General features: G+C 68.6%; 9 protein-coding genes. 3 read left to right on the top strand and 6 right to left on the bottom strand.

Going from position 1 to position 11,680, the window contains the following annotated elements; all coding sequences use genetic code 11:
* Positions 1 to 56: 56 nt before the first annotated feature.
* The 4 genes from QRO95_RS15855 to msrB form a co-directional block, all read right to left on the bottom strand.
* The gene (locus tag QRO95_RS15855; protein WP_285302969.1) at positions 57 to 1,505 is read right to left on the bottom strand and encodes a PLP-dependent aminotransferase family protein; all 1,449 of its coding nucleotides are present in this window, start codon (positions 1,503 to 1,505) and stop codon (positions 57 to 59) included.
* Positions 1,506 to 1,710: 205 nt separating this feature from the next.
* Positions 1,711 to 2,448: a peptide-methionine (S)-S-oxide reductase MsrA gene (msrA, locus tag QRO95_RS15860; RefSeq protein WP_285302970.1), complete on the bottom strand. Its 738-nt coding sequence runs from the start codon at positions 2,446 to 2,448 to the stop codon at positions 1,711 to 1,713.
* A gap of 14 nt (positions 2,449 to 2,462) precedes the next feature.
* Positions 2,463 to 4,232 carry a cytochrome c biogenesis protein DipZ gene (locus QRO95_RS15865; RefSeq protein ID WP_285302971.1) on the bottom strand — a complete coding sequence of 590 codons (1,770 nt, stop codon included), beginning with the start codon at positions 4,230 to 4,232 and terminating at the stop codon, positions 2,463 to 2,465.
* Positions 4,233 to 4,234: 2 nt separating this feature from the next.
* The gene (gene msrB / locus QRO95_RS15870; RefSeq protein WP_285302972.1) at positions 4,235 to 4,807 is read right to left on the bottom strand and encodes a peptide-methionine (R)-S-oxide reductase MsrB; all 573 of its coding nucleotides are present in this window, start codon (positions 4,805 to 4,807) and stop codon (positions 4,235 to 4,237) included.
* 144 nt (positions 4,808 to 4,951) lie between these two features.
* On the opposite strand from msrB, the gene QRO95_RS15875 reads away from it, so the two are divergent.
* Both QRO95_RS15875 and QRO95_RS15880 read left to right on the top strand, forming a co-directional pair.
* Positions 4,952 to 5,671 carry a response regulator transcription factor gene (locus QRO95_RS15875; protein ID WP_014035866.1) on the top strand — a complete coding sequence of 240 codons (720 nt, stop codon included), beginning with the start codon at positions 4,952 to 4,954 and terminating at the stop codon, positions 5,669 to 5,671.
* The gene (locus tag QRO95_RS15880) at positions 5,668 to 7,137 is read left to right on the top strand and encodes a HAMP domain-containing sensor histidine kinase (RefSeq protein WP_285302973.1); all 1,470 of its coding nucleotides are present in this window, start codon (positions 5,668 to 5,670) and stop codon (positions 7,135 to 7,137) included. The genes QRO95_RS15875 and QRO95_RS15880 overlap by 4 nt, the downstream gene beginning before the upstream one ends.
* On the opposite strand, the gene QRO95_RS15885 is transcribed toward QRO95_RS15880, so the two are convergent.
* Complete coding sequence (locus QRO95_RS15885) at positions 7,134 to 8,480, bottom strand: ATP-binding protein (protein ID WP_285302975.1); 1,347 nt, start codon at positions 8,478 to 8,480, stop codon at positions 7,134 to 7,136. The two genes, QRO95_RS15880 and QRO95_RS15885, sit on opposite strands and share 4 nt — an antisense overlap.
* Complete coding sequence (locus tag QRO95_RS15890; RefSeq protein WP_285302976.1) at positions 8,477 to 9,166, bottom strand: winged helix-turn-helix domain-containing protein; 690 nt, start codon at positions 9,164 to 9,166, stop codon at positions 8,477 to 8,479. The genes QRO95_RS15885 and QRO95_RS15890 overlap by 4 nt, the downstream gene beginning before the upstream one ends.
* A gap of 350 nt (positions 9,167 to 9,516) precedes the next feature.
* On the opposite strand from QRO95_RS15890, the gene asnB reads away from it, so the two are divergent.
* Positions 9,517 to 11,418, top strand: coding sequence for an asparagine synthase (glutamine-hydrolyzing) (gene asnB, locus QRO95_RS15895; protein ID WP_285302977.1), 1,902 nt, complete (start codon positions 9,517 to 9,519; stop codon positions 11,416 to 11,418).
* Positions 11,419 to 11,680 lie beyond the last annotated feature (262 nt).

The following is an 11,680-nucleotide window of genomic DNA, read 5'->3' on the forward strand; positions in this document are numbered from 1 at the left end:
CTGGCCGGCAACTGCATCCACCCGGCGATCCCGAGGTTGCCGGCCAGCGGCCGGCGTTACCGTGCCGCAGCCGCCAGCTCCTTCGCGATCGCACCGAGCCGCTCCACCGCACCGATGAAGCGCGCATCCAAGGTCTGGCAGCACGACAGACGCAGGCAGTGGCGATAACGCGCACCACGCGAATACACCTGGCCGGGCATGAACACGATGTCCTCTACCAGCGCACGTTCGAACAGCTCGCGCGTGTCCACGCCCGGCAGTTCCAGCCACAGCAGGAAGCCGCCCTGCGGCTCGGTGGCACGGGTGCCGGCCGGGAAGTGTTCGGCCACCAGCTGGCGCAGCCGTCCCACCTGTTCGCGGTACAGCCGGCGCATGCGATGCAGGTGGTGTTCGTAGCTGCCTGCTTCCAGATACGCCGCCACCGCATCGCCCAGCAGCTGCGGTTCGCCACCGGTGGACTGGAACTTGAGCAGTGCGATGCGCTCGGCGAAGCGGCCGCCATCCAGCCAGCCGATACGGTAATCCGGTGCCAGTGTCTTGGAAAACCCACCGACCACCATCACCCAGCCATCGCGATCGAAGGCCTTCAGCAAGGGCGCCGGCGGTTCGCAGAATTGCAGCTCGGCATACACCGCATCTTCGATCAGCGGCAGTTGCCGTGCGTTGACCAGTTCGGCCAAGCGCTGTTTGGCGGGTGTCGGCATGGTGCAGCCCAGCGGGTTGTGCACGGTCGGCATCACCACCAGTGCAGCCAGCGACGTGTGCTCCAGCATCGCTTCCAGTGCATCGACATCCAGGCCGTGCTGCGGGTGGGTGGGCAGCTCGATGGCCTGCAGGCCGAGGTTGGCCAGCAACGGGTACAGGTTGAAGTAGGACGGCGCCTCGATGCCGACCGCATCACCGGGCTGGGTGACCGCGCGCAGTGCCAGCTGCAGGGCCTCCATCGCGCCGTGGGTCAGCAGCAGCCGCTCGCTGTGGGTGTGCAGGCCCATGCGTGGACCACGGCGCACGATCTGCGCCAGCAGCCGGGGTGAACCGTTGGGGCGCGCGTAGGTCTCCACCGTCTGCTGACCGTGACGCAGCACCTGCGCGGTGTGACGGGCCAGCTGTGCGCCCGGATAGAACTGGCGACCGCGCGGACCGGCGAACGCCAGGTCGATCACTCCGGAGCGACGTTGTGCCTCCAGCACGCGCGCCATCAACACCTGCTGCAGCGGCGCGGTGGGCGCAGACGGCGTGTCGCGCAGCGAACGTTCCGGCACCGACAATCGCGGCGCCACCTCGAAGCCGGCTTTGGGCCGCGGAATGACCAGGCCGGCGTCCTCCAGCTGGCGATAGGCCGCAATCACCGTGTTCAGGCTGAGCCTTCGCTGCAGGGCCATCTGCCGCAGTGAAGGCAGGCGGCTGCCGACCGGGAGACGTCCGCCGTGGATGGCTTCGGCCAGTTCATCGGACAGCCGTTGGTAGCGGGGTGGGATCATCGCGCTCTGGTTATCTGTATCCATCGAACTTCCCGCCATCTGGTTCTGTACCCATGATGATGGCGAGCCTAGCATGTCGTTGTCGGACGGGCCTGATCGGGGCACGGCCGATACTTCCCAAGCGCACGGCTGGATGGCCGTGCGTCTTTTTTTTGGAGGTGGTACCGGCCGCTGGCCGGCGATCCCCAGATCCGCAGGAGCCGGCCAGCGGCCGGCACTACCCGGGTCGTTACCGCATCGGCACCAGCGCCGCGTCGCGCCGGTACAGCGCCGGGAACTGCTTGCCCAGTGCCGCCAGCTTCGGTGCGTCGTAGTAGCGGATGTAGGCCGCCTGCGGGTAGTTGCTCATGTAGTTCTGGTGGTAGCTCTCGGCCGGGTAGAAGCGCTGGCCGCTGACCAGCTGGGTGACGATCGGTGCGCGGTAGCTGCCGGCCTGGCCGAGCTGGGCGATGTAGGCGCGGCTGGCAGCCTGCTGGCGTGCGTCATCACTGAAGATCGCCGAGCGGTACTGGCTGCCCTGGTCCGGTCCCTGCCGATTGAGCTGGGTCGGGTCGTGCACCACCGAGAAGAACACCTGCATCAGCTGGCCATAGCTGACCTGGCGCGGGTCGTAGTCGATCTTCACCGCCTCGGCATGACCGGTCTGGCCACCGCTGACGCGCTCATAGCGCGCATTGGCCGCGCTGCCACCGATGTAGCCGGACACCGCATTGCTCACACCTTTGACGTGCTGGAACACGCCCTGCACGCCCCAGAAGCAACCGCCGGCGAACACCACGCTGGCATGGGTGGCGTCATCGCGGAACGCGGCGTCGCCGCTGGGCGCCGGTAGTGCCTTGGCCTGCGCGCTGGCTTCCAGCGGTGCCGCGACTGCGCCGTGGTCGACCAGCAGCACGCCAGCGATCAATGCAGCAGCTACCAAGCCGGCGACACCGGCGGCGATACCTTGTTCAAAAGAGAGTTTCATCGTGTGCTCCCGTTTCAACCGAAGGTGAAGGCATAGGCCTGCACGCCCGCATCGAGGAATTCGATCTCGAAGCGATGCGGGCCGACCGTGCCGCGCTGGCGCACCAGCTGGTACAAGCGGTGTTCGTTGACCACGCCGCTGCCATCGGCGCCGACATCGCTGCCGGCATCGGCGGCGGGCAGCGGCTTGCCATCCAGCCAGACGCGGAAGCGCACTGGCTTGCCGTCCTCGCTCGGTGCCAGCACCAGGTGCAGGTCACGTGCGTGGAACTGGAAGGCGATGCGGCCACCGGCCTGCTGCAGCTGTGCGGCCTCGTCGGTGACGGTCCAGCGCCCGGACAGTCCCCATTGGTTCAACGCCAGAGTGGTGGGCAGCGTGTAGTCGAACGCGGTGTCGCTGCGCTGCCCGCCGGGCGAGGCGAACTGCTCGGCGCGGGCGTGGCCCAGGTAGGTTTCCGGCGAACGCAGGTTGCCCATGTCGGCCTGCACGGCCACGCCCTTCAGGTCGGCGGCAGCGGGATCGGCCGGTGGTGGCAGGTTGGTCTGCCCGGCTTCGGTCAGCAGGCGACGGATCATCTGTTCCGAGCGCGCATAGTTGCCCTCGCCGAACTGATGGCCGCGAATATTGCCCTGCGCGTCGACGAAGTACTGCGCCGGCCAGTAGCGGTTGTTGAAGGCGCGCCAGATCGTGTACTGGTTGTCGAGCGCCACCGGGTACTCGACCTTCAGCTGCTGCACCGCCTTCATCACGTTGCGTGGGTCACGCTCGAACGCGAACTCCGGCGTGTGCACGCCGAGCACCACCAGCCCATGGTCACGGTAGCGACGTTCCCATTCGTGCACGAACGGCATCGCGCGCAGGCAGTTGATGCAGGAGTAGGTCCAGAAGTCGACCAGCACCACCTTGCCACGCAGCTGCTGTGCACTCAGCGGAGGGCTGTTGAGCCAACCCGTGGCGCCATCCAGCGCGGGCAGGGTGCCTTCCACTGGCAGCGGTGCATCGGCACCCGCATTGGGGCCAGCCATCATCATCATCGGCGGTGCCGCCGGCTGCGCACCGGGCAGGGCGTCGAGCAGGCTTTGCTCGATACGCGCGGTGCTGACCGTGGACAGGCGGGTCAGCAGGCCGGTATCCCAGCCGAGGCCGATCGCCACGACGGCCAGCAGCGCGGCTACACCCAGCACCTTGCGCAGGACATCGCCGAGGCCGAGCCTCGCCTGCAGCGCACGGAACACCCGGCCGCCGACCCACACCGCCAGCGCCAGCGCGGTGATCGCACCCGATGCATAGGCAAGCAGCAGGGTGCTGGTACCGACGCTGGCGCCATGCAGGGCAGCACCGGTCAGCACCAGGCCGAGGATCGGCCCGGCGCACGGCGCCCACAGCAGGCCAGTGGCGATGCCGATCAGCAGCGAGGTCCACGCGCCGCCGTGCCCCGCGGCATCCGCCGCATCGGCGCGTGCGCTCAGGCGGGCACCCACGCGCTGGAACGGTGCCAGCAGGTGGTCGGCCAGCCGCGGCCAGAGCAGCGCGATCGCGAACAGCGCCATCAGCAGCAGGGCGATCCAGCGTCCAACCTGGTTGGCCTGCGCCACCCATTGGCTGCCCACCGCGGCCAGGCTGGCGACCACGGTGAAGGTGAGCGCCATGCCCAGCAGCAACGGCAGCGTGCTGCGCAGGAACGGGCGATCGGCACGCGCGAACACGAACGGCAGCACCGGCAGGATGCAGGGGCTGAGCAGGGTCAGCGCGCCCCCCAGATAGGCAAGCAGCAACAGCAGCATCGTCAGGCTCCGGAAGCAGGGGAAGAGCCGACAGGCACCCGCCAGCCGTCGGCAGTGCCATCAGTGGCACCGGGAACGAACACCATCGCCGCACCGTTCATGCAGTAGCGCAGCCCGGTCGGGCGTGGCCCATCGTTGAACACATGGCCGAGATGGCCGCCGCAGCGGCGGCAATGCACCTCCACCCGCAGCATCCCGAAGGTGACGTCGCGGTCTTCGCCGATGGCGTTGTGCAGCGGTGCCCAGAAGCTGGGCCAGCCGGTGCCGCTCTCGAACTTGGTGGAGGAGGAGAACAGCGGCAGCGCACAGCCGGCGCAGGCGAAAGTGCCCTGCCGATGTTCCTTGTTGAGCGGGCTGCTGTACGGGCGCTCGGTGGCCTGCTGGCGCAGCACCGCGTACTGCGCCGGGGTCAGCTGCTGGCGCCACCGCGCATCGCTGTGCATGACCTCGAACTGTCGCGACGGACGCGCTTCGGCGGCGGCCGGGGCGGCGCGGCTGCAGGCCCCCAGGCCGAGCAGGCCGGCGGCGGTGGCAACACCGCCCAGGCCCAGCAGATGGCGGCGGGAGAGGGACATGGCGGACTCCGGGAAGGGGCGACGGGGCCATGCTGCGCCCGCCCGGGTCAACGAATCCTCACGCAGGATTCAATTTTTCGTGAGGTATCGGCGGCCGTCCCGCGCCACAATGCAGCCAGCCTCCCCACTGGCCCCGAGCTGCCGATGTCCACCAAACGCGTGCTGATCGTTGAAGACGATGCCCACATCGCCGACCTGCTGCGCATGCATCTGGGCGATGAGGGTTACGACGTCGCCCATGCCGCCAGCGGCGATGCCGGCCTGCGCCTGCTCGAGCAGGACGGCCCGTGGGATGCACTGGTGCTGGACGTGATGCTGCCCGGTGTCGACGGCCTGCAGGTCTGCCAGCGTGCACGCGCGATGGCGCGCTATGTACCGATCATCATCATCAGCGCGCGCGGCAGCGAAACGCAGCGGATCGTCGGCCTGGAACTCGGCGCGGACGATTACCTGGCAAAACCTTTTTCGATGCCGGAACTGGTGGCACGGGTGCGCGCGCTGCTGCGCCGCGCCGAGGCGATGGCGCAGAGCGCGCGCATCGATGCCGGCGCAATCGAGCTGGGTGGGCTGCAACTCGATCCGGTCGCGCGTACCGCCTCGGTGGATGGCAACGCGCTGGAGCTGACCCCGCGCGAGTTCGATCTGCTGCTGTTCTTCGCCCGTCATCCGGACCAGGTGTTCGCGCGCATGGAACTGCTCAACCAGGTCTGGGGCTACCAGCACGATGGCTACGAGCATACGGTCAATACCCACATCAACCGCCTGCGCAGCAAGATCGAACCCGACCCGGCGAACCCGCGGCGATTGCTGACGGTGTGGGGACGCGGCTACAAGCTGGTCGATCCGGCCGGGGCGGCGGCATGATCAAGCCCAACCTGTGGCAGAAGCTGGCGGTGGTGACCGCCGCGCTGATGCTGATGTGCTGCATGGCGCTGCTGGCGCTGCAGATGCGCGCCAACACCCGCCATGAGCAGGAAGTGGTGCAGCGGCTGTCGCTGGGCCTGGCCGAGCACATCGCCCAGCGCAGCGAACTGATGGACACCAGCGGCATGCGCGATGCGGCGGTGCGCGCGCTGTTCGGTCAGTTGATGGCGGTCAATCCCAGCGTCGAGGTCTACCTGCTGGACGACCAGGGTCGCATCCTCGGCCACGATGCACCCAGTGGGCATCTGGTGCGCAACAAGGTGGACGTGGCACCGTTGCGTCGCCTGCTGGCCGGTGCGCCACTGCCGATCCTCGGTGATGACCCGCGCAGCGCCGATGGCCGCAAGGTGTTCAGTGCTGCACCGTTGATCGTGCAGGGCCGCCAGGCCGGTTATGTGTACGTAGTGCTGGTCGGCGAACACCGGCAGATGCTCGCCGACGACCTGGCGGCGGGCAGCCAGTGGAACACCACATGGTGGTCGGTGATGCTGGTCGGAAGCCTCGGCCTGCTGGCCGGGCTGGTGGCGTTCTACTGGGTGACGCGTCCGCTGCGGCGCCTGACCCGACGCATCCAGGCGTTCGACATCGACGCGCCGACCCCACTGCCGCCGCCGGAGCCACTGCGGCCCGGTGAGCGCGATGAACTGGTGATCCTGGAACACGCGCATGCGCAGATGGCGCAGCGCCTGGGGGAGCAATGGCAGCAGTTGCGCCAGCAGGACCTGCAGCGGCGCGAACTGGTGGCCAACATCTCGCATGATCTGCGCACGCCGTTGTCGTCGCTGCACGGCTACCTGGAAACGCTGGCGCTGAAGGACGCCACGCTGTCCCCGGACGAGCGCCGCCGTTACCTCGGTATCGCGCTGGCGCAGAGCGCCAAGGTTGGTCGGCTGGCGCGCGCGCTGTTCGAGCTGGCGCGGCTGGAGCATGGCGAAGTGCGTCTGGAGTGGGAAGTGTTCGCGCTGCCGGAACTGCTGCAGGACGTACTGCAGAAGTTCGAGCTGGCCGCGCAGGCGCGCAACCAGCGCCTGCACGCCGAGTTCCCGCCCGGCCTCCCGCTGGTACGTGCTGACCTGGGCCTGGTCGAGCGCGTGCTGACCAATCTGCTCGACAACGCGTTGCGGCATGCGCCCGAGGGTGGCCAGATCGAGGTGCGCCTGCGCGCGACGCAGGACAGCGTTGAGGTGAGCGTTGCCGACGATGGCCCCGGAGTAGCTCCCGCGTTGCGCGCACAGTTGTTCCAGGCGCCGGCCGCACTGGGCGCACGGCGTGGCGAGAACGGTGGCCTCGGCTTGTTGATCGTGCAGCGCATCGTGCAGCTGCATGGCCGCCGGATCGAACTGCGCGACAGCGAGCAGGGCGCGCTGTTCGTGTTTGCCCTGCCGCGCGCGGAACCGGCGGTCTAGCAGGTCGTCTCGCTCTCCACGGCACCGCCGCTTTCCAGCGGCAGGTGCAGGCGGATGCAGGCACCGCCCAGCTCCGAATCGGTCACTTCAACGTGGCCGCCATGCTTGTCGGCCACCACCTGCACCAGTGCCAGGCCGAGACCGAAACCGGGGCTGCCCGGGTCCAGCCGCACATAGGGTTGCAGTACCTGGCCGCGCAGTTCGGGCGCGATGCCGGGGCCGTCGTCCTCCACCTGCAGGCACAGCCAGCCGTCGTTGACCGTGCTGGCGATACGGATCTGCCGCCGTGCGTAACGCAGGGCATTGCCGAGCAGGTTGCGCAGCGCCAGTTCCAGCATATGCCGGTTGACATTGACCAGGCCTGCTGGCGACAGCGCCTGCTGTACCGGCAGCGGCAGCGGTGCGAACTGGGCCACCACGCCACGGACCAGTGCCGCCAGCTGCAGGCGCTGGCGGGTCAGCTGATGGCAACGACCGAGTGCGGCGTATTCGACGCCGGCATCGGTGAGGTGCTGCAGCCGATCGACATCGGTGCGCAGCCCGCCCAGCGCATCGCGTTGTATCTCGTCCAGCGCGGTGTCCTCCAGGTCGGCCAGGCCGAAGCGCATCCGCGCCAACGGCGTGCGCACTTCATGCGCGACCGCCTGCGCCAGCACGCGCTGGCTCTCCAGCAGCTGCTGCAGCTGCTCGGCCATGTGGTTGAAGGCATTGGCCAGCGGCCGCACCAGCGCGGTGCCGGCACGCGGCGCACGCGTATCCAGCTGGCCGTCGCGCATCTGCCGCGCCGCCTGTGCCAGCTGCGACACATCGCGCCACAGGCGGGAGACCATTACATACATCGGCAGCGCCACGGCCACCATCAGGATCAGCAGCAGGATCGCCACGCCGGACACTTCGCTGTCCTGCCAGCCTTCCTCAGGCAACGCTTCATCCAGTGGCCCCAGCATCACGGCATAGTCGCTGTCGCCGATCCGCTGCAGGCTGCGCATGTGTTCCAGGTCGATCTGCACACGGCCGTTGTTGAACGGCGGTCGCTGGCTGGCCGACAGCGCCTTCTCCGCCTCGGCCAGCGGCACCATTCGCAGGGCATAGGCGAAGTCGGCGTCGAGCACTCGTGCCAGCGCCGGCCACTGGTCACGTGGTGTTTCCGCGAAGCGTTGCTGCAGCAGCGCATGGGTGCCACGCATCTCGGCCAGCAGGCTGGCTTCGGTGCGGTCTTCCAGCAGCGCATCCCAGGCCCACAGGCCCAGCACGATCAGCAGCAGGTGGGCGACCAGGAAGCCGATGCCGTAGCGCAGGAAGTGGAAGGCGTGGCCGCGCATCGCCGAGTGCGTGCGCTTCATCCCCATGCCGAGCGGCTGAACAGGTAGCCGCGTCCACGGACGGTCTTGATCCGCTCCGGTTGTTCAGGGTTGTCGCCCAGCTTGCGGCGCAGGCGCGAGATGCGCGCATCGATCGAACGGTCCAGGCCGTCAAAGGCGATGCCACGCAGGCCGCGCAGCAGCGCATCGCGGTCCAGGATCTGGCCGGCGTTGCTGGCCAGCAGGAACAGCAGGTCGAACTCGGCCGTGGTCAGCTCCAGCAGGCCGCCCTGCAGGTGCACGTTGCGGGTGGACGGGTCGATGTTCAGCTCGCCGAAGCGCAGGCTGCCGTCGCGCGGTTCGACCCGGCGATGGCGGCGCAGGTGGGCACGCAGGCGGGCGAGCAGCACCCGCGGTTCGATGGGTTTACCGATGTAATCGTCGGCCCCCAGCTCCAGTCCCAGCACCTGGTCGATGTTGTCGGTGCGGGCGGTCAGCACACAGATGGTGCCGTCATAGTGGGGCCGGATCTGCCGACACACTTCGAAACCATCCTGGTCGGGCAGACCGACATCGAGCAGGACCAGGGCCGGCTTCTCGGCCAGGATCCGGGCCACCGCGCGCTCACCACTGCGCTCATGGGCCACCTGATAGCCATGCCGCTGCAGATAGTCGCTGACCATCGTACCCAGGCGGGCATCGTCTTCAACCAGTACGATATCCAGCATTTTCAAGGCCTCCGTGGGCGCAAACGTACCGCCACGGCACGAGCGCGGCGATGCTATCCCAGCCTGCGGGCCGCCCGGGTCCCGGGGGCGGGCGCCATTCAGCCGGGGTTGCTGGCGCTCGGGCCGGGCCTCAGGCCTGGCAACAACTTGGCGTCCAGCATAGCTTGTTGCCGTTACAAAACGTTACCTTCGTGATACGTCTGGTGACCATCGCTGACAGCAAAGCGACTGACGCGGGGCAGGTGGGGCGCCGAGCATGGAGTCTCCTCCGCTCCGCGTGCCGTTCCCATGTCGCTCGCCGCCCCCTGCCTGCTGAACCCGTCCCGCCGCTGCCGCTGCGGAGGTGCCCGATGAGCGGCGTGGTCGGGGCCTGGTTGCCGCCCGCCGAGGACGAACATCTGCTGCAGCAGCTGGCGCCGATGCTGCGCGCCCTGCAGCAGCGTGGCCGGGGCCGCATCGGTTACTGGACCGACGCCGAGGCCGGCCTCGCGCTGGGCCATTGCCGGGCGCCGACCGATACCCCGCTGCAGCCGCTGAGCTCGGACTGCGGCCGTTACGTGTTGTGCCTGGACGGCCGCCTGTACAACCGCGCCGACCTGCAGGCGCAGCTGCGCGAGCTGCCACGCAGCTGCAGCGACGCCCGGCTGCTGCTGCAGGCGATCGTTGAATGGGGCGTAGAGCGGGCGCTGTCGCGTATCGAAGGCGCGTTCGGTTTCAGCGTCTGGGACCGTGAGTCGCGAGCGTTGTGGCTGGCGCGTGATCCGGTGGGCGAGCGGCCGCTGTATTACGGCTGGTTCCAGGGCCAGTTCCTGTTCGCCTCGGAAATGAAGGCGCTGCAGGCCTTCGCCGGCTTCGCGCCGAGCATCGACCAGGATGCGCTGAGCCTGCTGCTGCGCCACGACTATGTGCCGGCGCCGCACACCATCTACCGGGGCATCCACAAGCTGGTGGCCGGCGCGGCGCTGCGCGTCGATCTGGATGACCACGCTGCCGGCGGTTCCAGCCAGGCGGCGGAAGGGGGCGCGCGCTACTGGTGCGCACGCGATGCGATGCAGAGTGCGCTGCAGGAACCCCTGCAGCCGGCGCCCAGCCTGGAACAGGCCACCGACCAGCTGGAAGTGGTGTTGCAGAAGGCGATCGCGGCACGCATGCATTCGCCGCTGGCCTGCGGTGCGTTCCTGTCCGGCGGCACCGACTCGTCGCTGGTGACCGCGATGATGCAGGCGCAGTCGACCCTGCCGATCGAGGCCTGGACGGTCGGCTTCGACGATCCCGGCCATGACGAAAGCGATTGGGCCTCACAGGTCGCGCGCCACCTGGGCGTGCAGCACCATCTGCACCGGATGGATGCGCGCCAGGGCCTGGATCTGCTGCAGCGCCTGCCGCAGGTCTGGTGCGAGCCCTTCGCCGATGCCTCGCAGCTGCCGACCCTGCTGGCCAGTGAACTGCTGGGCGCGCGCAAGCCGGTGGCGCTGACCGGCGACGGTGGCGATGAACTGTTCTTCGGTCATCCCAGCTATGGCCGCGCACTGCGCAATGCACGCCTGTGCGGTGGCTTGCCGGACTGGGTGCGTGACTTGGCGCGGCGCAGTGGCAACCGCATGAACGTCGAGCGTGGCCGTCTGGGCGGTTGGCGTGCGCTGGTGGCCGAGGTTGCCGCCAACGATGTGGAAGGGCATTACCTGCAACGTGTCACCCGCTGGCGGCAGCCGGCGCAGGTGGTGCTGGGCGCACGTGAGCCGATGACGATCTTCCAGCAGCAGGACACCGCGCTGCCGGCCGAGGCGCGCATCCAGCTGTTGGATTTCCGCATGGATCTGGCCGAGGGCATCCTCGCCAAGGTCGATCGTGCGGGCATGGCGGCGGGCGTGGAGACGCGTGCGCCGCTGCTGGACATGGAGGTGGTGCGTCTGGCCTGGCGCCTGCCGCAGCACCTGAAGTACCACGATGGTGAGCACAAGCGGATCCTCAAGCACCTGCTGGCGCGCTACCTGCCGGAACCGCTGGTGTACCGCCCCAAGCGCGGTTTTGGCCCGCCGATGGCGCGTTGGCTGGCGGGCCCGCTGCGCGATTGGGCGGAGGCGCTGCTGGACCCGCAGCTGTTGCGCAACCAGGGGTGTTTCGATGTTGCGCGCGTGCGCGGTATCTGGGAGGCGTTCCTGCGTGGCGAGCGCAAGTGGCACACGCACCTGTGGAACGTGCTGATGTTCCAGGCGTGGCACCAGCATTGGCACGGTGGTCGCGGGCGCTGAGCGGTTTCTGCATCGCGTGCGGCGGATTGAATCATAGTGGCGCGGGGCGGATGCCCTTGCGTACGAATGTCCTCCGGCGCCGGCCGTTGGCCGTCACCTCCCCCTTTACTTCGTACGCAAGGGCATCCGCCCCGCGTTCGGAGTTCGTCGGCGCCTCATTGAGACGCTGTCGCGAGCGCTGCGCTCTGCTCACCGCACGCCGAGCCTCGTCGGGGTGGGCAGGGGTCTGGGCAAAGTAAAGGAGGAGGTGACGGCCAACGGC

This window comes from Stenotrophomonas maltophilia group sp. Smal13, assembly GCF_030236855.1.
GTDB lineage: Bacteria > Pseudomonadota > Gammaproteobacteria > Xanthomonadales > Xanthomonadaceae > Stenotrophomonas > Stenotrophomonas maltophilia_A.